This window comes from Halorubrum aethiopicum (assembly GCF_001542905.1).
Lineage (GTDB): Archaea > Halobacteriota > Halobacteria > Halobacteriales > Haloferacaceae > Halorubrum > Halorubrum aethiopicum.
In genome coordinates this window covers 2,419,888-2,442,847 of the sequence record NZ_LOAJ01000001.1, presented here as the reverse complement: position 1 = coordinate 2,442,847, position 22,960 = coordinate 2,419,888, and the positions used below count along the sequence as shown (strand labels likewise).

The 22,960-nt window shown below is 70.7% G+C and carries 19 protein-coding genes and 1 pseudogene; 7 read left to right on the top strand and 13 right to left on the bottom strand.

Features of this window, described 5'->3' with window-relative positions:
* Window positions 1–7 precede the first annotated feature (7 nt).
* On the top strand, window positions 8–244 hold the full coding sequence (locus AXA68_RS11630) for a hypothetical protein (RefSeq protein ID WP_066416891.1): 237 nt from the start codon (window positions 8–10) through the stop codon (window positions 242–244).
* Between the two features lie 29 nt (window positions 245–273).
* On the opposite strand, the gene AXA68_RS11625 is transcribed toward AXA68_RS11630, so the two are convergent.
* From AXA68_RS11625 to AXA68_RS11590, 8 genes and pseudogenes are all read right to left on the bottom strand, one after another.
* The gene (locus AXA68_RS11625) at window positions 274–1,458 is read right to left on the bottom strand and encodes an MFS transporter (RefSeq protein ID WP_066416889.1); all 1,185 of its coding nucleotides are present in this window, start codon (window positions 1,456–1,458) and stop codon (window positions 274–276) included.
* A gap of 356 nt (window positions 1,459–1,814) precedes the next feature.
* On the bottom strand, window positions 1,815–2,723 hold the full coding sequence (gene map / locus AXA68_RS11620; RefSeq protein WP_066416886.1) for a type II methionyl aminopeptidase: 909 nt from the start codon (window positions 2,721–2,723) through the stop codon (window positions 1,815–1,817).
* A 569-nt stretch (window positions 2,724–3,292) separates the two neighbouring features.
* The gene (locus tag AXA68_RS11615) at window positions 3,293–5,368 is read right to left on the bottom strand and encodes a histidine kinase N-terminal 7TM domain-containing protein (RefSeq protein WP_066416884.1); all 2,076 of its coding nucleotides are present in this window, start codon (window positions 5,366–5,368) and stop codon (window positions 3,293–3,295) included.
* Between the two features lie 127 nt (window positions 5,369–5,495).
* Entirely contained in the window at window positions 5,496–6,593 is a 1,098-nt protein-coding gene (locus tag AXA68_RS11610) for an ATP-NAD kinase family protein (RefSeq protein WP_066416882.1), read from the bottom strand.
* Between the two features lie 355 nt (window positions 6,594–6,948).
* On the bottom strand, window positions 6,949–7,635 hold the full coding sequence (locus tag AXA68_RS11605) for a competence/damage-inducible protein A (RefSeq protein WP_066416879.1): 687 nt from the start codon (window positions 7,633–7,635) through the stop codon (window positions 6,949–6,951).
* Window positions 7,636–7,719: 84 nt separating this feature from the next.
* On the bottom strand, window positions 7,720–8,496 hold the full coding sequence (locus AXA68_RS11600) for a DUF5803 family protein (RefSeq protein WP_066416876.1): 777 nt from the start codon (window positions 8,494–8,496) through the stop codon (window positions 7,720–7,722).
* Window positions 8,497–8,510: 14 nt separating this feature from the next.
* Window positions 8,511–9,205 (bottom strand): annotated as a pseudogene (locus AXA68_RS11595) (DUF2110 family protein).
* The gene (locus AXA68_RS11590; RefSeq protein WP_066416873.1) at window positions 9,205–9,729 is read right to left on the bottom strand and encodes a transcription factor; all 525 of its coding nucleotides are present in this window, start codon (window positions 9,727–9,729) and stop codon (window positions 9,205–9,207) included. Before AXA68_RS11590 ends, AXA68_RS11595 begins: the two are co-directional and overlap by 1 nt.
* A gap of 152 nt (window positions 9,730–9,881) precedes the next feature.
* On the opposite strand from AXA68_RS11590, the gene AXA68_RS11585 reads away from it, so the two are divergent.
* Window positions 9,882–10,841 carry a hypothetical protein gene (locus tag AXA68_RS11585; RefSeq protein ID WP_066416871.1) on the top strand — a complete coding sequence of 320 codons (960 nt, stop codon included), beginning with the start codon at window positions 9,882–9,884 and terminating at the stop codon, window positions 10,839–10,841.
* A gap of 53 nt (window positions 10,842–10,894) precedes the next feature.
* On the opposite strand, the gene AXA68_RS11580 is transcribed toward AXA68_RS11585, so the two are convergent.
* Window positions 10,895–12,373 carry a PAS domain-containing protein gene (locus AXA68_RS11580; RefSeq protein WP_066416869.1) on the bottom strand — a complete coding sequence of 493 codons (1,479 nt, stop codon included), beginning with the start codon at window positions 12,371–12,373 and terminating at the stop codon, window positions 10,895–10,897.
* 103 nt (window positions 12,374–12,476) lie between these two features.
* Between AXA68_RS11580 and AXA68_RS11575 the strand changes: the two genes are divergently transcribed.
* Complete coding sequence (locus AXA68_RS11575) at window positions 12,477–13,970, top strand: ATPase domain-containing protein (RefSeq protein ID WP_066416867.1); 1,494 nt, start codon at window positions 12,477–12,479, stop codon at window positions 13,968–13,970.
* 69 nt (window positions 13,971–14,039) lie between these two features.
* On the opposite strand, the gene AXA68_RS11570 is transcribed toward AXA68_RS11575, so the two are convergent.
* Window positions 14,040–14,648: a tRNA (cytidine(56)-2'-O)-methyltransferase gene (locus AXA68_RS11570; RefSeq protein WP_066416865.1), complete on the bottom strand. Its 609-nt coding sequence runs from the start codon at window positions 14,646–14,648 to the stop codon at window positions 14,040–14,042.
* Window positions 14,649–14,815: 167 nt separating this feature from the next.
* On the opposite strand from AXA68_RS11570, the gene AXA68_RS11565 reads away from it, so the two are divergent.
* A complete protein-coding gene (locus tag AXA68_RS11565) occupies window positions 14,816–15,877 on the top strand; it encodes a phosphoribosylaminoimidazolesuccinocarboxamide synthase (protein WP_066416862.1) in 1,062 nt (353 codons plus the stop codon).
* A 459-nt stretch (window positions 15,878–16,336) separates the two neighbouring features.
* On the opposite strand, the gene AXA68_RS11560 is transcribed toward AXA68_RS11565, so the two are convergent.
* A complete protein-coding gene (locus AXA68_RS11560; protein WP_066416859.1) occupies window positions 16,337–17,302 on the bottom strand; it encodes an asparaginase in 966 nt (321 codons plus the stop codon).
* Between the two features lie 141 nt (window positions 17,303–17,443).
* On the opposite strand from AXA68_RS11560, the gene AXA68_RS11555 reads away from it, so the two are divergent.
* A complete protein-coding gene (locus AXA68_RS11555; RefSeq protein WP_066416857.1) occupies window positions 17,444–18,622 on the top strand; it encodes a M24 family metallopeptidase in 1,179 nt (392 codons plus the stop codon).
* Between the two features lie 27 nt (window positions 18,623–18,649).
* On the opposite strand, the gene AXA68_RS11550 is transcribed toward AXA68_RS11555, so the two are convergent.
* Both AXA68_RS11550 and AXA68_RS11545 read right to left on the bottom strand, forming a co-directional pair.
* On the bottom strand, window positions 18,650–19,186 hold the full coding sequence (locus AXA68_RS11550) for a DUF4870 domain-containing protein (protein WP_066416855.1): 537 nt from the start codon (window positions 19,184–19,186) through the stop codon (window positions 18,650–18,652).
* Between the two features lie 84 nt (window positions 19,187–19,270).
* Entirely contained in the window at window positions 19,271–20,251 is a 981-nt protein-coding gene (locus AXA68_RS11545) for an NAD(P)-dependent oxidoreductase (RefSeq protein WP_066416853.1), read from the bottom strand.
* Between the two features lie 124 nt (window positions 20,252–20,375).
* Between AXA68_RS11545 and AXA68_RS11540 the strand changes: the two genes are divergently transcribed.
* Together AXA68_RS11540 and ilvA are read left to right on the top strand one after the other, a co-directional pair.
* Complete coding sequence (locus tag AXA68_RS11540; protein WP_080505242.1) at window positions 20,376–21,716, top strand: amidohydrolase; 1,341 nt, start codon at window positions 20,376–20,378, stop codon at window positions 21,714–21,716.
* Window positions 21,713–22,945, top strand: coding sequence for a threonine ammonia-lyase (gene ilvA, locus AXA68_RS11535; protein WP_066416851.1), 1,233 nt, complete (start codon window positions 21,713–21,715; stop codon window positions 22,943–22,945). Before AXA68_RS11540 ends, ilvA begins: the two co-directional genes overlap by 4 nt.
* Window positions 22,946–22,960 lie beyond the last annotated feature (15 nt).

Genomic DNA, 22,960 nt, shown 5'->3' with positions numbered 1-22,960 from the left:
GTGAGTCATGCCGACCTTCGAACTGAACCTCTCGGACGACGTGTACGCCGAGTTCCAGCAGCTCGCGGACTCCGAGTTCGTCACCGAGGAACAGGCCGCAGAGGAACTGATCGCCTCCGGAATCGAGGCGTACAACGTCAGCGTCGTCGACGACGACCCTCGCGACGAGATGCTCGACGGCGCGGAGAACAACATGTTCGACACCGCGGAGGACCCGGGCAGCCTCGAGGACGACCGGCTGTAGGCCCGACTCCCGGAGCCCGCTCCCTTCTCTCAGTACCCCAACCCGAGCAGCCGGTTCGCCAGCAGCGTGACGAGCCCGAGCGCCATCACCGCCGCGAGCAGGCCGAACGCGACCGCCCACCCGGCGAGATCGGAGACCGCCCCGACGACGACGCTGCCGGACGCGCCGAACACCATGTAGACGGTGCGCACGAGCCCGAACCCCGCCCCGCGCTCGGCGTCCGAGAGCAGGTCCATGAACCGCGACTGGAGCGGGGCTCCCCACGACATCGCCAGCCCGACGAGGAGGACGCCGAACACGATCGGTGCGAGCCCCGACCCGTCGCGGGTCGCGACGACGAGGAGCGCGTACCCGGCCACGCCGGACGCCATCGTGAGGATCACGGTCTCGTCCCGACCGATCCGGTCGGAGAGCGATCCGGTCACGGGCTGGGTCCCGCCGTGAACGAGGAAGTACAGCGAGAATAAAAGCGCCGACAGCGCGCCCGAGAGCCCGCCGCCGACCTCGAGGAACGTCGGCAGGAAGGAGGCCGTGGCCTGCCAGGTGAACGCGCCGAGCGTCGCCAGCCCGGTCGTGTAGAGGATCGACGGCCGCGAGAGCAGCTCGGCGAGCGGGCCGACCGCGAACCGCTCGCGCATGGGCTGGTCGGGTCGGCGCGGCTCGGTCGGTCGGATCCGCCACGCGAACAGCGCGAACACGGGAACCGCGACGGCGACGCCGAGCAGGACGCCCGCGCGCCAGCCGTAACGCGCCCCGACGAGCGCGGCCGCGGGCGGGGCGGCGAGCCCGGCGATCGGGCCGCCGGCGACGTGGACGCCGATCGCGCGCCCGATGTCGTCGAACTGCCGGGTGAGGAAGGTGGTCGCGACCGAGTAGTGGAGCCCCGCGCCCGCGCCGAGGAGGACCGTGAACAGCATGAACGCGAGGATCGACGGCGAGGCGGCGATGAGCAGCGAGGCGACCGCGGTCGAGCCGACGGCGACGAGGATCACGGTCCGCTCGCCGTAGCGGTCGCCGAGGATCCCGGAGGGGAACTGCGAGAGCGCGTACGCGAGCCACATCCCTGAGAGCGCGAGCCCGACGGTCGCGTTCGTGACCTCGAACGCGGCCGTGATCTCGGGAACGAGCGGGCTGATGGCCAGCCGAGCGACCATCGTCGCGGTGAACGCGAGGGTACAGAGCCCGAGCGCCGTGTGTGCGTACCGCCAGTTCACGGCCGCCCTACCGGACCCGCGTCAAAGCGGGTTCCGATCTCGGCGGCGGTCGCCGGGACCGGCCTCCTCCAGGGGGCCTGCCACGGTGTTCCGACGGGGCTTCCTCCAGTGAGAACCTCCCTGGCGGGGGCGCGATCCCGCGAGCGCCCGTCAGGGCGCGAGACGGATCGCGAGGGAGTTGCGAGCGCGGGAGCGCGAGCAACGAGGCTGGGGAGGCGTGAGGTGCGGGGCGGCCCGGTGAGTGTGACGGCCCGGTGAGTGTGATGGTCCGGTGGATGGGGTGGTCGGATGACCGGGACAGGACCCGGACGCCGGCCACCCGTCGACCCCCCCGATCCATCCGTCAAAGACGCGATCTACCCGTCGAAGTCGTGGATGCCCGCGGTGGTCACCTCGACGCCGTCCTCCGTGATCAGGAGCGTGTGTTCGGCCTGGCTCACGAGCGCGTCGTCGGCCTCCTTCAACACGGGGTAGCCCTTGATCACGTTCGCCTGTTTGAGCCGGCGCAGCGCCACCCCGGCGCGGTCGTCGGAGAGCCAGCGGGCGGCGAAGGGGAGCCCATCGAACTCCTCTATCTCCTCGAGCGCCTGCCGCGCCCTGCGGTCCCGGACGCTCTTCTCGCGTTCGAGCTCGAAGATCTCCTCTTTGGTTCCCTCGCCGACCTTGCCGCGGCCGTCGGTCGCGAACGGCTCGATGGCGACCGCCTGCCCCGGCTCCAACTCGACGGAGCGGTCGACGCCGCGGTTCGGGACGCTCGGGCCGGTGTGGGCGTCGTACCGCTCGACGCCGTGCCCGGAGAGGTTGAGAACCGGCGTGTAGCCGTACCCGCGGATCACGTCCTCGATCGCCTTCCCGACCACGCCGACCTCGACGCCGGGGCCCGCCTCGTCGACCGCGGCCTCCAGCGCCATCTCCGCGGCCTCGACGAGCTCGACGTTGCCGGTGTGGTCGACGGTGACCGCGGCGTCGGCGATGTAGCCGTCGACGTGGACGCCGACGTCGAGACACACCATCTCCTCGCCGAACTCCGTCTCGTCGTCGCGGGACGGGGTCGCGTGCGAGGCCTCGGGATCGACGCTGAGGTTGACGGGGAACGCCAGCCCCGCGCCCTCCTCGCGGATGAAGTCCTCCACCCACTCGGCGACCTCGAGCTGCGTTCGCCCCGGCTCGACCATCGATCTGGCCTCGTTCATCGCCTCGACCAGCACCGCGCCGGCCTCCCGGTAGCTCTCGACCGCGTCGTCGTCGAGGGGTCCGTGACTCATGGGTTCGAGTTCGTCGAGGGGCCGCAAAGAGGTTGCGGGAGCGATCCGATCGGCGAGAGTCCATCGGTTGAGGTGTCGGCGTTCGTCTCCCGCCCGACCAGTCGAACCCCGTTCTCCGGACGCGTTTCGGTCCGAAACGGTTGGTTACTCGACGGTACTAGTGGAACGTGTGTTTCAGTAGAGATCGGGGTGATAAGAAAGAGATCGTTGCTGGGGCGGTGAACTCTTTCAAAGCCCCAGCCGGCTCCGGTCGAGGGCCTCGCTGCGCTCCTCGCTCACTTCGTTCGCTGCGGTGCTTTCGTCGGCCGTCTTCCCGGAGCCGGCTGCCCCTTTGAGTCCCGCCCAACCGCCCCGAAACCGCACCTCACACCTCCCCAGCCTCGCGGCTCGCGCTCTCCGAGCGCTCGCGGCGTCCCTCGCGGTCGGGTTCGTGCCCTCCGGGCACTCACCGGCGCGCCACCGCTCCGGCGATCGCTCACTCCTTCACCTGTATTGAGCGATCCCACGTCTTCCGCGCGATGGAAACTGAACACCGAGTCCCACACACTGCGGGGTTCACCGAATCCGGGTCACGCATCGCCGTCCGTCTTCCCGGCCTCTCCGTCGTCCGCCGGGAACCACATCGAGACGAGCGTTCCGCCCGGCTCGCGGGTCTCGATCGCCAGTTCGCCGCCGGAGCCCGTCACGATCCAGTGGACGAGCCAGAGACCGAGCCCGCTCGCGTGCTCGAGGGGGGTCTCGCGCCCCTCCGAGAACACCGTCCGCTCGACCGGCGGGATCCCCGGGCCGTCGTCGCCGATCTCGACGCGGTACCCGTCGTCGTCCGGCCGGACGCACACGTCGATGTTCGCGACGGCCCCGTCGTGGTGGACCACCGCGTTCTCCAGGACGTTCCGCACCGCGGACTCGAGCAGCTCGTCGGCCGACACCACCGCCCGCTCGGGCGTCGAGAGCGTCACCGACGCGTCGGGGAACGCGGCCTCGAGCGAGTCACAGAGCCGCGGGACGAGCGACGCCAGGTCGATCTCCGCGCGGTCGAACTCGTCGTGGAGCGCCACGTCGATCTCGCGGGCCTGGTCGCTGAGGTGCGTCAGCGCCTCCACCTTCCGGTCGATCACGTCGAGGTGTTCTCGCCCCTCCGCGTCGACGTGGTCGCGGAGGAGGTCGGCGTACCCGCCGATCACGTTCGCGTCGTTCTTCAGGTCGTGTCTGAGCACGCGGTTGAGGACCTGGAGCCGCTGTTCGTGTCGCCGCCCCTCGGTCACGTCCATCGCGGTTATCACCACCTCGTCGGCGGCGTTCTCGAAGAGCGGCTCGACCGTCGTCTCGAAGGTGCGCCAGTCGCCGTTCTCGTGGGCGATCCGGTGTTCGAAGACCTGCGTCTCGCCCGTCTCCAGTGCGGCCTCGAACCGCCGCTGGCTCTCGCGCCGGTCCTCCGGGTGGACGAGATCGAGGACCGGCCGCCCCTCGATCGTCGCCGCCTCGCGGCCGAGAAGCCGGTCGATCGAGGGGCTCACGTACCGGAACAGGCCGTCGGTTCCGCAGACGGCGATGACGTTCGGCGACTTCTCGATGAGCGCCCGGTACCGGCGCTGGAGCGTCTCGTGTTCGGTGACGTCGCGGAACAGGAGGACGCTCCCGGCGTCGGGACCGCCGGGATCGGCCGAGGAGAGCGCGTGTTCGGTGACGGTGAGGAAGCGAGGGCCCTCCTCGGTGTCGACGGTCGCCCGCCCGTCCTCGCCGGACTCGGCGCGTCGAACGGCGTCGACGACCGACTCTCCGCCCGCGAACGCCGCCTCGATCGGCCGGCCGAACTCGAGGGGGTCGAACAGCTCGAGGGCCCGGTCGTTCGCGTCGACGACCCGGTCGTCGCCGTCGAGGACGACCACGCCGTCGTCGAGGTTCTCGAACACGGCCCGCCGGGCCACGGGCGAGAGGTCGAGCAGGCGGTACCGGAACAGCACCCAGGCGACGATCCCCGCGGTCACGGCGAAGGCGAGCGGCGTGAGGTCCACGAACGCGGGCCCCAGCGACGACCACGTGCTGAGAACGCCGACGGCCATCGGGATCACGCCGGCCGCGAGCAACAGCGCCGCCTGCCGCCGGTAGACGCCGGGCCGGTCGGCCGCGGCGTACCCGAGCGCGAGAAACGTGATCAGGTTCACGACGTAGCTGTACGCGACGAACGCCAGGAGGGCGGCCGTCGGCACGAACCGAACCACGAGATACCCGCCGTCGACGGCCTCGAGCGAGGGAGATCGATAGAACAGGGGATCGACGCCGAGCGTCCACACAGCGACGACGGCGGCCGCCGGAACCAGACAGATCGCCGCCAGCCGTTCGGGACGGAACCAGACCGCGCGCTCGGTGTACGCCAGCACGAAGGTCGGCCACGCGACCGCCAGCGTGCCGACGCCGAGCCAGACGAACCGGTTCCAGAACAGCGTCGCCTCGAGCGTGGTCGCCGACAGCTGTGCCGCGTACGCCGCGGACCACACACCGGCCCCGAGGGTGACGCCGAGGAAGGTCCACACGAGCCGCTTCGGCCCCCGGAACCGATGGGAGAAGACGTACGCCGCGATGACGAACGACGCCAGCCCCGCGGCGAGCAGGGGCACCGTGTACGGCGTCGTCTGCCAGAGCATCGATACCGGAGGGATGCGTGTTGACGGTAAAAATCGAACGGAGGCCCCCAACGGGCCGGATCCTCCTCGCCCGAGCGAGCGCTTCCCGCCCTGTCCGCGGCCGTGTGCGAGGGGGCGACGGGACGCCTCACACGATCTTCATCATCCGCGTCTCGAACTTCCCCACGCGGACGCGAACCCACCCCGCGAGCTCGTCGTCGAGGTCGGGATCGTCCGTGTCCACCCGGAGAGCCCGGACGTCGTCGAGCTTCGCTCGCGACGCGACGATCGTCACGTCGCACTCGCGGATCACGGCGGGGGAGAGCTGGGGGTTCCCCCGGCCGAAGACGAACCCCTGTCCGCCGATCGGCGAGACGACGACCACGTTCTCCTCGCCGAGTTCCGCGAGGATCTCCGACTCGGTCGCGTCGAGCGCGACCACCTCGCCGTCACGCCAGACGTCGACGCCGATCGGGGAGGGCGAGAAGCCGAGTTCGGCCTTGATCGCGCCCACCGTCGACCCGGGGCCGAGGACGTAGGTGACGCCCTCGCCCTCGCGCGCCCGGACGTCCTCGGCGACTCCCTCCGCGAGCGACTCGACGGTCCCGCTCGCGGTCTGTTTCGACGACTGGAGGTCCTCGGCGACCGGGACGTGTGCGACCCCGCGCAGTTCGGGGTGGACCTCGCCCTCGCGGTAGGCGTCCTCGTCGATGTCCATCACCTCGCGGCGCTCGGTCCGCGAGAACGTCGCCGCGACCTCCGCGGCGTCCTCCGGCGAGACGGCGAACACCGACGAGTACACCTTCACGCCCGCGGGCACGCCGAGCATCGGCACCTCGCTCCCCTCCAGGGCCGCCGCCACGTCCGTCGCGGTGCCGTCGCCGCCGACGAACAGCACGAGGTCGACGCCCTCCTCCAGAAACTCCCTCACCGCGCGGCGGGTGTGTTCGGCGGTGGTTTCCCCCTCGGGCTCGCTTCTCTCCTCGTCGCCGTCGAACGGGTCGACGACCCGCACCGGCGAGAAGCCGGCCTCGCGGACGATCCGCTCGCCCATCGGGTCCGCGACCGTCGAGACGTCCGTCTCCGGCGCGACCGCGGCGAGCCGCTCCATCGCTCGCCTCGCCCGGTCGGGCGCGCGCGGCTCCGCGCCCCTCGCGCGCGCCTCCTCCACCTTCCCGTCGGTCCCTTTCAGCCCCACGCGACCGCCCATCCCGGCGATCGGGTTCATCACGACGCCGACGTACATACCCGACGTTGCGGCGGCGACCACTTAACGGATCTCCGGTGAAACCACCCGATCGCGGAACGGTCCGATGACCGGGGCTCCGGCGACCGATCCCGGGACTCCGGCGATCGAATAGGGGACGCTCCGACGACCGAGTGCGAGGGGTTTCGGCCCGCGTCCGACGGTCGAAGATCAACCTTTAAGCCGGGACCGGGACAACCTCCGGACATGATCCTGTCCGCCGTCCAGCCCGAGCCGCTCCCGATCGAGGCCACCGCGCTCGCCGTGCTCGCCGTCAGCCTGATCGTCACCGCCGTGTGGGTCGCCTACCTCGCGCGCTGACCGCGGCGTCGACGCGCCGTCTCACGACCGTCTCTCACTCCACCAACTCCGCCCGATCCCGCAGCCACGCGGCGGCCCGCTCGGCCTCCGCCGCGTCCTCCGCCGTTATCTTCACCCTGACGCTCTCGCCCGGATACGACCCCACGCGCACGTCGAACCGCTCTCTGAGCCCCGCGAACCGGTCGATGAGCGTGCTCTCGGGCTCGTCGACGGCGACGACGACCGTGTGGTCCGGAACGCCGTCGAACGCCGACTCGACGCGCTCGAACATCGCCTCCATCTCCGCCGGGACGCCCGGCAGCACGTAGACCGACTCGACGACCGCGCCCGGCGCGACCCCCTCGTCGTTGGGCAGTGGTCGACAGTCCGCGGGCAGGTGCGTCGTCTCCGCGGCGAGGTCTTCGGCGCTGTATCCCCGCTCCTCGAGCCACGCGGCCGCCTCCTCGTTCTCGACGACCTCCCGGCCGAACGCGGCGGCGACCGCCTCCATCGTCACGTCGTCGTGGGTCGGTCCGAGCCCGCCGGTGACGATCACGGCGTCGTACTCCGCGTGGTACTCGTTGACGACGCGGGCGATCTCGCCGACCTCGTCCGGGACGACGGTCACCCGCCGGACCGCGACGCCGCGGTCGTCGAGCCGGCCGCAGAGCCACGTCGCGTTCGTGTTCTCGGTGTCCCCGACGAGGAGTTCGTCCCCGACGGTGACGATCGCGGCGTTCATGCGCGAACCCACGCGCGGCGAGTAAAAAAGGCCGCCGGCGGTCGGATCGAGCCGTCGGCGTGACGGTCCGCCTCCGGGGTCGTCTCAGAGGAAGCCGTCGTCGTCCTCGTCGTCGTACACGCCGACGCCCATCTCGCGACGGCGCTCGCGAAGCTCCTCGAGCTGGCGTTTGAACCGGAGCGTCCCCACGACCGCGACGAGGATCGCGACGGCGAGGATCCCGCCGAAGACGACGAGGTCCGTCTCGCGGTACGCCTGGACGACGATCGACCCCGTCACCTCCTCCCAGACGATCCGGTCGCGGTCGCCGACCGTCTCCACCTCGTAGCTCCGCGGCGAGACGTGCCCGACGAGCGGGAAGTCCGTGCTGAACCCGGGCGGGAGCGTCACGGCGTAGGAGCCCTCGACGTACGCCAGCGACGTGAACCGCCGCGGCGACCCGGCGCCGGAGAACGCGACCTTTCCGCCCTCCATGTCGTCGGCGAGCCGGATCCACGTCTCGTCCGGGGTCCGTTCGACCTCGCCGCCGCGGGCGCGGAACTCGCTGCCGGTCACCACCTCGCCGTCGGGGTAGCGGTACCGGAACGCCTCGAACTCCAGCGGCTGGTCGCCGGCGTACGGGGTCTGCCGGTACAGGCGGAGCTCGTCGCGGCCGGAGAGGTCGTAGACGACCGTGTAGCGCGCGTCCGTCGAGAGCTCGAAGGCGGCGTCGCGGTCGGCGTCGAAGTCGTACTCGCGCGGCGGTTCCGCGTCGAGGGTCTCGTTCGTGACCTCGCCGCCGCCGGTGACGTAGCCGAGACAGCCGGCGCTGGCGGCGAGCAGCGCGACCATCGCTACCGCGAGCGCGAAGCGTCGGTTCACGTGTTCAGCTCACCTCAGACGACACAGCGCATCTCCGCCGGGAGGTACGATCCGATCGCGGCGAGCAGTCCCGGCGGGTCCGTGTTCTCGGTACAGACGATGCTCTGCTCGAGGAGGCCGAGCCGCTCGACGGTGACGATGTCCCGCGCGTGACCCGCGCGGTTCACGGTCGCTCGAACCTCCCCGCGCGTCGCGGAGTTGACGTTCAGCCGACCCGACCCGCGCTGCCAGTCGTAGAGGCGGTCGCGCTCGGCGTCCGCGAGCCGGTGCGGGTCGGCGTCCGGATCGCCGGGGTTCCCCCGTAGACGAACTCCATGGGGAGGTGTTGGACGAGGCCGAACCGCTCGACGACCTGCTCGGGCGAGCCGACGCCGAGACCCAGCTCCCCGGCGGGGATCCGGACCTCCTCGCCCGCGTCGACGACGAACCCGTCGGCGTCCCACGACTCGAGGGTGCCGACGTACGTCTCGCCGGGGACGAGCCCCTCGTCGTGAGCGACGATCTCGCCCCACGTCTCCGCGAGGACGTTGCGGGCGACGGTGGCGTCCTCGCCGGTCACGTCGACCTGGACGAAGCCGTCATCGCGGACGCCGACGGTCCACTCGACGGCGAGTTCTCCGACGTCGTTGTCGACGAGCGAGTACATCCCGTCGAGCGCGCGCTCGCGGGCCTCGCCGTCGACGTAGCACTTCGTCGCGAGGACGACCATCAGCCGGTCACGTCCGCGTTGAGTTCGTCTCGAAGCTCGTCGAGACGCGCCGAAAGCGCCTCCTGGAGGCGGTCATTCTCCATCGCGTCGAGCGGCGAGCCGCACTCGGGACACTCGAAGCCGAAGTCCATCGCCTCGCCGAACTCGAAGCGGAGCGAACACACCTCACAGAGGTAGAACTCGTGGGTGCGCTCGTACTCCTCGCGGTCCTCCAAGGCGTCGAGCAGCCGGTACATCTCCTCCTGGAGGTTCTCCGGGATGTTGTCGTAGTGGAACGTCCAGAGGTACGTGAGCCAGCCGGAGTCCTCGTCGCGGACCCGCCGGTAGGTGGCGAGGTCGTTCTCGTAGAGGATGAAGAGCGCGCGGCGGACGTCGTTGAGCTCCAGCCCGAGCTCCTCGGCCAACTCCTCGTCGGTCACCTCGCCGTCCGGGGGTGCGGCAGCGACCGGCATCCCCGTCGGCCCCACGAGCTCGTGGAGGTACTTCTGGATGACGGGGTCGTTCAACAGGTCCTCAAAAGCCATTACCGTGATCTGGCGGCGGAGCGAGGTTAAAAGCTCCGGAAGGCGGAGCCGACGCCTCCCCGACGGGCCGATCCCCGGGGAACTCGACGGTCCCGGTCGGGGGCGACGGCCTCCGGCAGAGCTATACGCCGCCCGCGTCACGCCTTCCGCGTATGAACTCCGGTCCGATCGATCGGGCGTCCACGGGCCTCGGCGCGCTCGCGCTCGCGACCGTCCCGATCGTCCTCGCGGCGGTCCCGATCGTCCCCCTCGCGTGGCTGCTCGGCGTCGCCGGCGGTCCGGATCTCGGCGTCGGGATCGTCGCGCTCGCGACCGTCCTCGTCGGGCTCGGAACCTCGGCCGCGCTCGGCCCGGTCCTCGTCGACCGGCGGATCGCCCGGCTCCCCGACGCCGACCTCGACGATCGCCCCGCGGCGTTCATCGAGTCGCGCGTCGACGCGGTCGCGGAGGCGGTCGGCGTCGACCCGCCGCCGGTGACGGCCGTCAGGGCCGAGGCCGCCAACGTCGCCGTCGCCGACGGCTACCGGGGGTCGCGGCTCGTCGTCTCCACGCGGCTCCTCTCGTTGCCGGCGGCGGACCGCGACGCCGCGCTCCGCCACGCGATGGTCCGACTACGGACGCGGGAGGCGGCCTTCACGACCGCCCTGCTGCCCGGACTCGTCGTCGTCGAGTGGGTGACGCTGCTCGCGACGCTGCTCGTCGGCCGTCGCTCCGACCGCAGCCCGGCGGACCGCCGCGTCAACCGGATCCACGGGTACGAGCCCGACCGCGAGCGGGTTCCGGCACCCGCGTACGCCGCCGCCGGCCTCCTCCTCTGGCTCGTCGCGCTCCCGGCGTGGGTCCCGGCGGTCGTCGGCGACCGGCTGTTCGTCGCCGACCGCCGGCGCGCCGCCGACGCCGCGGTGGCCCGCGCCGGCGAGACGGAACGCGACGGGCTCGCGAACGCGGTCGCCTTCGCGGGCGAGGCCGCCGGCGCGGCCGACTGGCCGCCGCTCTTCGACCGGCTCTCGCTCGTCTCCATGGCGGACGACGAGACCGGCCGGGTGCGCGGGACGAGCCGACAGGAGGCGCGGGTCCGACTCGCGCGGCTCCGGTCGAAGCGGGCGCTGTAGGCGCTCGTCGCGCCCGCCGCCGGCTCCCGCCGGCTCTCACGATCCGTCGGTCCTCACGACTCCGTCGGGACCGACAGTCGGAGGGTCGTTCCGCATCCCTCGCCGGTGGCCACGGAGAAGTCGCCGCCCGCCTTGCTCACGACCCAGTACATCAGCCAGAGCCCCAGCCGGTCGGCGTGTTTCAGCGACGTCTCGCCGCGTCTGAGCACGTTCGTCTCGTGGTCCGGGATCCCGGGCCCGTCGTCTTCGATCTCTATCGCGATCCACCCCGGTTCCGGGCGGTCGACCCGGACCTCGACGGACGGGTTCGGGGCGTCGTTGTGTTTCACCGCGTTCTCGACGCCCTCCTCGATCGCGGTCAACAGTCCGAGGACGGCGACCTCGAGGGGGTCGTCCTCGGGGACGGACAGCTCGAAGGTCGCGTTCGGGTACCGGTCCTCGAACCTGCTCACCAGCTCCGAGAGCCGGTCGCGCAACACCATCGAGGGCTCCGCGGCGTCGGGCGACGACAGCGTGTGGTCGATCTTCCGGACCGCCTCCGCGATCCGCAGGAGGTCGTCCGTCGTCTCCTCTATCACCTCGAGCGGTTTCCGGTGCTCGTCGTCGAGGTCTTCGCGGAGGAGTTCCGCGTAGCCGTCGATGAGGTTCATCTTGTTCCGGAGGTTGTGGTTGAGCACGCGGTTCATCACCTCCAGCCTGCGCTCGCGGATCTTCCGGTCGGTGATGTCCGTCTGGAACCCGACGTAGTCCGTGACGGTCCCCTCCTCGTCGCGTATCGGCGCGACCGTGAGCCGGTTCCAGAACTTCCGGCCGTTCGCCCGGTAGTTCAGGACGTCCACGGAGACCGGCTCCTCGGCGCGTATCGCCTCCCGGACCCGCGCCGTCGTCGCCTCGTCGGTCTCCTCGCCCTGGAGGAACCGACAGTCCTCGCCGAGCATCTCCGAGCCGTACCCGGTGAGTTCCTCGAACTCCGCGTTCGCGTAGGTCATCGGGTTGTCGTCGTCTCCCGGGTCCGCGAGGGTGATGCCGACCGGCGCTTCGTCCATCACCCGCTCTTTCAGCCGCAACTCCTCGACGGTCTCCTCGAGCCGCCGCTCGCGCTCCGCGAGCCGCAGGGAGGTCTCCCGGCGCTCGACCAGGTTCGCGACACGCGCGGCCAGCTCGGCGCGTTTCACCGGGAGGTCGACGACGTCGTCGACGCGCTCCCACGCGCGCTCCGCGGTCGGGCCGCTCGCGTCCTCGGGCACCAGGAGGACGAACGGGAGGAACGCGGGGGCGGCCCGCTCCCGCCGCGACTCGATGGCTTCGGCCGCCCGCTCGAACCCGGCCGTGTCGAGGAGACAGCAGTCGAACGTCGACTCGAGCGCGGCCGCGTCGGTCGCCGTCTCGACCCGGTATCGCCCGCTCAGTGCCTCGATCAGCAGCTCCCGGTCGCGCCCCGGTCGCATGAACAACAGCAGGCCGGGTGACTCCCCGCGGTCGTCGGAGCCGCGGATCGCGTCCCCGCCGATCCCTTCGGAGCCCGAGCCCATCTCCCCTAGTAGAAGCGCACACACCCACTAAGCGTTGTCCCATCGCCCTCCCGCCCGCCGCGGCGTCGTCGTTTTATAACCCTGCTCCCCGAAGGCCAACGGGATGCCACCAGCACTTCCCGATCGGATCTCGACCGGCGTCGTCGGGCTCGACGAGATCCTGTCCGGCGGCCTGATCCCGCAGCGGAGTTACATGATCGACGGGCGGGCCGGAAGCGGGAAGACGATCCTCGGCCTCCACTTCCTCGACGAGGGCGTCGACCGGGGCGAGTCGGCGCTCTTCGTCAACCTCGAGGAGGACCTCGGCGACCTGAAGGCGAACGCCGCGGCCCTGGGGTTCGACACGGAGGCGATCGACTTTCTCGATCTGAGCCCGAACGCCGACGTCTTCACCGAGGACCAGTCCTACGAGGTGTTCGCCCCCTCGGAGGTGGAACGGGAGTCGATCACGGAGCGGATCGTCGAGGGCGTCGACGCGGTCGACCCGGATCGCGTCGTCGTCGATCCCCTGACGCAGCTCCGATACCTGACCGACGACGGCTACCAGTTTCGCAAGCAGGTCGTCGGATTCATGCGGTTTCTGAAAGGTCGGAACGCGACCGTGCTGTTCACGGTCCAGGACACGCCCTCGCTGCCGAGCGACGACCTCGAGTTCATCACGGACGGGACGATCGTGTTGGGAAGCGAGGCACACGGGAAGTCGATCAGCGTGCCGAAGTTCCGCGGCTCCTCGACGCAGGGCGGCGACCACGCCTACCGGATCACCGACCGGGGGATCGAGGTCTATCCGGCGCTCCAGCCGGGCGAGCACGTCGGGGAGTACGAGTCCGAGACGGTCTCCTCGGGCATCCCCGAGGTGGACGAGCTGCTCGCCGGCGGGCTCGAGCGCGGGACCGTGAGCATCGTCAGCGGCCCGACCGGCGTCGGCAAGACGACGCTGGCGACGCAGTTCATGAAGGAGGCCGCCGGCCGCGGGGAGCGGTCGGTGATCTACCTCTTCGAGGAGACGACGGAGACGTTCCTCACCCGGTCGCGGGCGGTCAACATCCCGGTCGACCGGATGATCGAGAAGGGGACCCTCCAGGTGAACGAGGTGGAGGCGCTGGAACGATCGCCCCAGGAGTTCGCCCGAATGGTTCGCGAGGAGGTGGAAGAGCGCGACGCCGACATCGTGATGATCGACGGCATCTCCGGCTACCGGCTCACCCTCCGCGGCGAGGAGACCACCATGCTCCAACAGATGCACGCGCTCGGACGCTACCTCAAGAACATGGGCGTGACCGCCGTCTTCATCGACGAGACGCGAAACGTCACCGGCGAGTTCCAGGCGACGATGGAGAACATCAGCTACCTCGCCGACAACATCGTCTTCCTACGGCACCTGGAGATACACGGGGAGATGCGCAAGGCGATCGGCGTGTTGAAGAAGCGAACCAGCGACTTCGAGCGGACGATCCGCGAGTTCGAGATCACGGAACACGGGATCAAGGTCGGCGAGCCGATGTCGAACATGCGCGGGATCTTGAGCGGGACGCCGGAGGTCGTCGGCCGCCGGCGCGAACGGGGAGACGCCGAGGAGTGCCCCGAGGACCGGTAGCCGCGCGCCCGGATTTCCGAGACGCCGAGGCCCGACGGGCCGCCCGAAAGGGCGGGACGGGGACCCGTCCTACCCGTCGTCGTCCGCGCCGATCACCGTCTTGCCGGTCGCCTCGGGCACCACGCGGCGGTCGGCGTCGGTCCACTCGCGGTCGAGTTCCTCCCCCTCGAAGAGCCGGTCGAGGAAGACGGCGAGGCCGGCGACCTCCGAGTGCGGCTGGTTCGTCACGCCCACGTTGAAATCGGCCCGCTCGTAGAGTGCCCAGGGCACCTTCTCGCCGCCGACGACGACGAGCAGGTCCCGACCCTCCTCGCCGTCACCGCCGCCCTCGCGGTCGGCGACCTCGTCGCCACGGACCGCCTCGCGGATCTCCGCCTCGACGTCCTGGATCCGCTCGCCGTACATCGTGAGGTGGACGACGACACCCTCCCAGTTCCGGACGAGCGCCTTCTGGTCGTCGCGCAACTCGACGCCGAAGGGACCGCCGAACCGGTCCGTGATGTCTCGCACCGTCTCCGCGGACTGCCCGGCGTTGTCCGGGAGGATCACCCGGTCCGCGCCAAGCGCCCGCGCCGTCAGCCCCACGTGCGTCGTCATGCGGTCGTCCCGCCCCGGTCGGTGGCCGTACCGGAGGACGACGACCCCGCCCGTCTCGCACGTCCCGCGCGTCTCGTTCATACGCCCACCTGCGACGGGGAGGCGTGAGGGCCTTTCGATGCCGACGAGCGGCCCGGCGACGCCTCTCTCGCCGAGTCGATCCACGGAAATGGATCGATACGCTCGGCGAGCCGTCGAGGTGACCACGTAACTGAAAGATTCATTTGGGAGGCGGTCGCGGATCCGGTATGACGAGCGTCAAGGAGTTCCGCGTCGTCGAGCCCGCGACCGCCGACGGCCTCGGCCGCGGCCGGTTCGCGTTCACCGACGCCTATTCCGTGTTCGACTGGGGGCAAATGCCCGACGCGATCCCGCGGAAGGGCGCGAGCCTCTGTACCATGGGCGCGTTCAACTTCGAGCGGCTGGCCGACGCCGGCGTCCCGACTCACTACCGCGGCGTCGTCGACCCCGTCGCGGTCGAGGGCGGTGCCGATCCCGAGGACGCGGTCGTTCCCCTCGCCGAGGCCGGCGCGCCGCCGACGGAGATGGCGATCGAGTTGACCCAGGTGCCGGACCTCCCGTACGAGGGTCCCGACGCGGGGTACGACTACGACGCGTTCCACGCCGCGGGCGGGGAGAACTACCTCGTCCCCCTGGAGGTCGTCTTCCGGAACACGGTCCCCGTGGGCTCGAGCCTCCGGAGCCGGCGCGACCCGTCCGACCTCGACCTCCCCTTCGAGGAGTGGCCGGACGAGTCGGTCGGCCTGCCCGAGCCGGTGGTGGAGTTCTCGACGAAGTATGAGGAGCAGGACCGCTACCTCTCTCGCGAGGAGGCGGACCGGATCGCGGGCCGCGCCGATGTCGACGCGCTCGCCGCCCTCGCCCGCGACGTGAACCGCGTCGTCACCGACCGCGCCGAGGAGGCCGGGTTCGTCCACGAGGACGGCAAGATCGAGTGTCTCTACGTCGACGGGGAGCTCCGCGTCGCCGACGTGGTCGGCACCTTCGACGAGAACCGGTTCTCCTACGGCGGCCAGCAGGTCTCGAAGGAGGTCGTCCGCCAGTGGTACAAGCGCGCCGACCCCGAGTGGGTCGAGGCGGTCGGCGAGGCGAAGGCGGCGGTCGCCGACCGCGACCTCGCCGACTGGCGCGAACTCTGCGAGGAGGAGCCGATCGACCTTCCCCCGGAGGTGCTCGAAGCCGTCTCGGCGATGTACGCCGCCGGCGCGAACGCCTACACCGGGACCGACTGGTTCGACGCGCCCCCCGTCGACGAGGCGGTCTCGGCCGTCCGGTCGCTGGGCGAGTAGAGTCGGTTCGTCGCGGTGAGTTTGCCCCTCGATCGTTCAGTACAGTCGAAGCAACGAACGATCGCCGGAGCGGTGGCGCGCCGGTGAGTGGTCGCCACAGGCGACCGCGAACCGCCCGCGAGGGACGCCGCGAGCGGAGCGAGCAGCGAGGTTGGGGAGGCGTGAGGTGCGGGGCTGTGCGGGGCGGGGTGGGGCTCAAAGGGGCAGCCGCGAGGACGAACTCCGCCGACGTAAGCACTGGAGGGAGCGAACGAAGTGAGCGACCGAAGCGCGCAGCGAGGCGCAGAAGTCCTCGCGGCTGGGGCTTTGGAGATCGTCACCGCGACAGCAACGATCGCGTTTCTATCAGAGTAAGACTACCTGTAACACCCGTTCTATAAGCAGGTAGTATAGACCGGCCGTTTCGGACGACCCCATGCCTAAAGAGGGACGGGAAGCGACACGGTCGACCCGCCCCGATCACTCCCCCGGTCGTTCGAAGACGTCGTCGAGACGCCCAGCCGCGAGCCCGGCTATCGCGCGGATCCGCGTCTTCTGGAGGTTCAGGTCGCTGTAGTAACACCCGATCTCCTGGAGGGTCTGCTCGCTGCCGCGGAAGCCGTAGGTGTCCCGCGCGAGCCGGCCCTCCGGACACCGCGTGGTCGCGACGATCGGGACGCCGTTTTCGGCGACCGACTCCAACTCGGGAATGATCGTCGGCGGGACGTGGCCGGCACCCGTCGCCGCGAGACAGAGCGCGTCGCCCTCGCGGGCGGGAGCGAGCTGTTCCGGCGGCATGTCCGCGGTCACGGAGACGGCGTGTACGTCGTTCGTGAGGTCGTCGTATTCCACGTCGAGATCCGGGTCGGGCGACTCGGGCGTCCGCCGCCACGTGACGCGCGACTCGTCGACGACGCCGAGCGGGCCGAACTCCGGCGACCGGAACGTGTCGAGGTTCATCGAGTTCGTCTTCGTCACCTCCCGGGCCGCGTGGATCCGGTCGTTGAACGCGACGAGGACCCGCCCGGCGGCGCGCTCGCTCGTCGCCGTTCTCACGCTCGCGAGGAGGTTGGCGGGGCCGTCCGGGCTCGGGAGCGACGGGTTCCGCATCGCGCCCGTGAAGACTACCGGCGTCTCGCCGCGATAACAGAGGTCGACGAAGTACGCCGACTCCTCGAGCACGTCCGTCCCCTGCGTGACGACGATCCCCTCGACGTCGGCGTCCCCGTCCAGCTCCGCGAGGAACCGGGCGAGGTCTCCCATCTGCTCGACCGTGAAGTGCGCGCTCGGGACGTTGGAGAACTCCGCCGTGTCGACGTCCGCCACGTCGGCCAGTTCGGGAACGGCGGAGACGAGGTCCTCGCCGGTGAGTTCCGGGCTCGCGTCCCCGCCGGCGTCCGGCGTCGAGGCGATCGTGCCGCCGGTGGAGACGACAGTGACTGTCATGTCACCCCCTGGCTAGCGGACTCGTATAAGTATTCCTCCCGCCGCGGGGGCGTCGCCCCCGGCGAGAATAAACGGTTTCCGTAGTTCTGATACACGAAATATTTTACATCCGTGCGAGAGACGACCGGTAGAGCCCGGACCATGCCACAGGATGTCTTCCCACGGTCGGAGTACGAATCGCGGGTCGAACGCACCAAGGAACGCCTCCACGAGCGCGACCTCGACGCGGTCGTCGTCGCGGACCCGGCGAACATGAACTACCTCGCGGGGTACGACGGCTGGTCCTTCTACGTCCACCAGGCCGTCGTCGTCACGCGCGACTACCCCGAGCCGGTGTGGGTCGGCCGCGACATGGACCGCAACGGGGCGCGCGCCACGACGTGGCTCGCCGAGGAGAACATGCGGGCGTACAGCGACGACCACGTCCACTCGCCGTACGACCTCCACCCGATGGACTTCCTCGCGGACGTGCTCGAGGACCTGGAGGTCGACGCCGGCCGGATCGGCCTCGAGATGGACGCCGCCTACTTCACGGCGAAGTCGTACACCCGGCTCCAGTCGCAGCTCCCGAACGCGGAGTTCGTCGACGCCGACCTCCTCGTGAACTGGCTCCGGATACACAAGTCCGACCGCGAGATCGAGTACATGGAGGAGGCCGCCCGCATCTCCGAGGAGGCGATGCTCGCGGGGCTCGACGCCATCGAGGCCGGCGTCCCGGAGTACGAGGCCGCCGCCGCGATCTACGACCGTCTGGTCCGCGGCACCGACGAGTACGGCGGCGACTACCCCGCGATCGTCCCGCTCATGCCCTCCGGCGACCACACGGGGACGCCGCACCTCACCTGGACCGACCGCGAGTTCGAGGAGGGCGACCCCGTCCTCATCGAGCTGTCGGGGTGTCGCCACCGCTACCACTCGCCGCTCGCGCGGACGACGTTCGTCGGCGACCCGCCGGACGCCATCGAGGAGACCGCGGACGTCGTCGTCGAGGGGATCGAGGCCGCGCTCGACGTCGTCGAGCCCGGCGTCACCTGCGAGCGCGTCGAGCGGGAGTGGCGCGAGACGATAGCGCAGTACGGCGTCGAGAAGGAGGACCGCATCGGCTACTCGATGGGGCTCGGCTACCCGCCGGACTGGGGCGAGCACACCGCCAGCATCCGCCCCGGCGACGAGACCGTCATGGAGGAGGGGATGACCTTCCACATGATCCCCGGCCTGTGGGAGGACGAGTTCGGCGTCGAACTCAGCGAGACGTTCCGGGTCACCTCGACGGGTGCGGAGACGCTCGCGGACTTCCCGCGCCGGCTGTTCACGGCGTGAGGAGGGACCGGGCTCGGGTCGGCCGGCTCACTCGCCGACGGCCGCGTACCGTCGGGCGTACGAGCCCACGAGCGGCACCGCGTACTCCTCTCCCTGGTACGCCTCGTACATCAGGAACGCCCACGCGAGGAACGCGACCGGCGTGAGGAGCAGGCTTCCGATCCCCAGTACCGCCGCCGCGATCCAGCCGACGCCGGGGACGAACGACACCAGCGTCAGGACGACCGAGAGGACCATCGAGGCGACGAACAGCCCGCCGAAGACCAGCGTGCTCTGGACGGCGTGGAACCGGACGAAGGCGTCCTCGGGCTCCAAGACGTAGAACAACACGCCCGTGATCGGTCCGAGCAGGTAGCTGAGCGCGCCCGCGACGGCGGGTTCGAGCCCGGTACCGGTCGCCGTATCGGCGGTCGTTCCCGATCCGGTCGTCTCCGTCTCGTCGATCCCGCTCGTCGCCTCCACGTCCGTCGATTCCTCTCCCGCGAGCGGGTCGTTCGTCGGCTCCTCGACGACGGCGTCGACGGCATCGACGGCGTCTCCGGCGGTTGACCGGTCGGTTTCCATTGATAGTACACCGGGGACGCATACGCTCGCTGAGGTATTAAAGACGGACGGCGGTCGGCGGCTCCTCCTCCGGGACCGGATCGCTCAGTCCCCGTCGGGCGCGGCGACGAGGTTCCGGAGGTCGGCGGGGTCGCCGCCGGCGTCGAGCGCGGCGACGTTGTCGGCGACGATGTCGGCGAGCCGGTCCCAGTGTTTCGGCGTGTGACCGCCGGTGTGGGGCGTGACCAGGCAGTTCTCGAGGTCCCAGAGCGGGTGGTCCGCGGGCAGCGGCTCGGGGTCGGTCACGTCGAGGGCGGCCCCGCGGAGCCCGCTGGAGCGGAGCGCGGACACCAGGGCGTCGGTGTCGACGATCCCGCCGCGGGCGGCGTTGACGACGACGGCGTGCGGCGGCAGCGTCGCCAGCTCCGCCTCGCCGATCAGCCCGCGCGTGAGGTCGTTGAGCGGGCACGCGACGACGACGTAGTCGCTGCGGGAGAGGGCGTCGTGGATGGCGTCCTCCTCGAAGCCGACGACCTCGTCGGTCGGGCCGCCTTTCGAGGGGGTGTAGCGGACTCCGATCGTCTCCACGTCGAACCCCTCGAGGCGCTCGACGACGTGCTGGCCGATGGAGCCGAGCCCGATCACGGTGACGGTGCTGCCCGTGAACTCGTACGACTGGAAGTGCCGCCACTCCGCGTTCGACTTGCGCCGCCACCCCTCGTGGAGCCGGCGGGCGAACACGAGCATGTTGGCGATGGACTGCTCCGCGATCCCCGGCGCGTGGATCCCGCCGGCGTTGGTGACGGCCACGCCGCGGTCCGTGAGCGCCTCGACGGGGACGTGGTCGGTGCCGGCGAAGGTACACGCGAACAGCTCCAGGCGGTCGGCGTCGGCGATCTGCGCCTCCTCGACCGTGATCCCGGTGACGACCCGCGCCCGCGGGACGAGTTCGCGCTCCTCCGCGGGCGTCCGCGCCAGCGCGACCTCGCGGTCGGGCAGGCGCTCGCGGAGCGTCTCGGCGTACGATCCCATCGACAGTCCCTCGGTCCCCTCGCGGAGGACGACGACATCTGGCTGGTCGCTCATTGGTGGATTCGCCGCTCGATGGCGGTGACGTCCGGGGATTCGCCGGACCGGTACTTACCTTTTTTGTAGTCTTCATATACGATCATCGTGTACGCTTAAGTGCGTCCGAGCGCCACGGACTCACATGACACGACCCGTGGCGGAGCGGCTGGTCGAGACGCGCCGAGGGCTTCACGAACACCCCGAGCCCGGCTGGCGCGAGTTCTACACGACGAGCCGGCTGGTCGAGGAGATAGAGCGGATCGGCGTCGACGAGCTCGCGGTCGGGAGGGAGGCGTACGACCCCGACGACCGGATGGGCGTCCTCGATGACGACGCCTACGAGATGTGGGTCGACCGCGCCCGCGACCTCGGCGCGCGCGAGGACGTGCTCGAACGGACCGCGGGGGGAGTCACCGGCTGCGTGGCCGTCCTCGAGCGCGGCGAGGGGCCGACCGTCGGGCTCAGGGTCGACATCGACGGCCTGTTCATCGAGGAGTCGGACGACGAAGATCACGTTCCCGCCCGCGAGGGGTTCCGGTCGGACGTCGACGGCGTGATGCACGCCTGCGGTCACGACGCCCACATGACCATGGGGCTCGCGACGCTGGAGGCCGTGAAGGAGAGCGACTTCTCCGGCCGGCTCGTGGTCTTCTTCCAGCCCGCCGAGGAGCTCGGCGGCGGCGGCCACCCGATGGCGGAGAGCCGGTTCATCGAGGGGATCGACTACCTGTTCGCGGTCCACGTCGGCCTCGGCCACCCCACCGGACGGGTCGTCGCCGGCATCGAGCGGGCGCTCGCGATCGCCCACGTCGAGGCCGTCTTTCGCGGCACCTCGGCGCACGCCGGCAAGTCCCCCGAGGAGGGCGACAACGCGATGCAGGCGCTCGGCACCGCCATCTCGAACGCGTACGGGATCCCCAGACACAGCGAGGGGATGACCCGCGTGAACGTGGGCTACGCGGAGGCGGGGAGCGCGAGCAACGTGATCGCCGACCGCGCGCGCGTCGAGGCGGAGGCCCGCGGCGAGACGACGGCGCTCAAGGAGTACGGAAAGTCCAGGCTGAAACGGGCGTTCCGCGGGGCTGCGGAGTCGCACGGCTGCGAACTCGAGTTCGAGGTCACGACCGAGTGCCCGCGGGCGGACAGCGACCCCGAACTCGCCGACCACGTCGCCTCCGTCGCCGAGGGGATCGAGGGCGTGACCGAGGTGCTGCCGGTCGCGGACTTCGGCGCGAGCGAGGACGCCACGTACCTGATGGACCGCGTCCAGTCGAACGGCGGGCTCGCGACGTACATGATCGTCGGCACCGACCACCCCACCGGTCACCACTCCCCGACGTTCGACGTCGACGAGGAGAGCCTGCCGATCGGCGTCGGGGTGTTGACGGAGGCGATCCTCGGCGTCGAAGGCGGCGACGTTTCGGCCGACGGCGACGTCCCGACGACGGACGGCGGTTCGACGGGGACCGACGCCGATCGATGACGGCTCCGGTCTCGATCGGGGACGTGGAGGCGGCCCGCGAGCGCCTCGACGGCGTCGCCCACCGGACCCCGCTCGACCGGTCGCGAACGTTCACCGAGCGGAGCGGCGCGGCCTCGGTCGGGCTCAAACTCGAGAATCACCAGCGGACCGGCTCGTTCAAGATCCGCGGGGCGTACAACGCGATGGCCCGGCTCTCGCCCGCCGAGCGCGACGCCGGCGTCATCGCGGCGAGCGCGGGCAACCACGCGCAGGGAGTCGCGCTCGCGGGCGAGCTGCTCGGGATCGACGCGGAGATCGTCGTCCCCGAGGTGACGCCCGCCTCGAAGATCGAGGCCACGCGGGGGTACGGCGCGACCGTCGTCGTCGAGGGAGATATCTACGAGCGGGCCTACGAGCACGCGCTCGATCGCGCGGAGGCGACCGGCCGGACCTTCGTCCACCCGTTCGACGACGAGGCGGTGATCGCCGGCCAGGGGACCGTCGGGCTCGAACTCCGCGAGCAGTACCCCGAGATCGACACGGTCTGTGTCGCCATCGGCGGCGGCGGGCTGATATCCGGGGTCGCGACCGCACTGCTCGCGGCCGACGACGACGTCCGCGTCGTGGGCGTCCAGCCGGAGGGCGCGCTTCACGCCAAGCCCTCGATCGAGCGGGACGAGCTCGTCGAGCTCTCGGACGTGGACACGGTCGCCGAGGGTATCGCCGACACCCGGATGCTCGAGACGACGTGGCGGGTCGTCCGCGAGCGAGTCGACGAGGTCGTCGCCGTCACCGACCGGGAGCTGTCCGTCGCCGTCACCTTGCTCGCCGAGCGGGCGAAGACGGTCGCGGAGGCCGCGGGGGCCGCGCCGGTCGCCGCGCTCTGCTCCGACGACCTCGACGTGACGGGTGAACACGTCGCGGCGGTCGTCTCCGGCGGCAACGTGAACCTCACCGACCACGCGGAGCTGACCCGGACCGGCCTCGCCGAGCTCGGCCGCTACGCCGAGGCCCGCCTCCTCGTCGACGGCTGGCCGCGCGCGCTCGGCGATCTCACCGACGCGGTCGCGGACCGCGGGGCGGAGCTCGACGGGTTCGAGCGGGGGGAACGCCGGCGGAGCGACGACCCGAACCGAGTCCCCGTGACCGTACGGATCGAGGGCAGCGGCCCCGATCACCTCCGCGGGACGCTCGACGCGCTCGCCGACCTCGACGGCGTCGCGGTGGCGTCGCGGTCGCTCGAGGGGTAGTCTCGTTTCCGAACG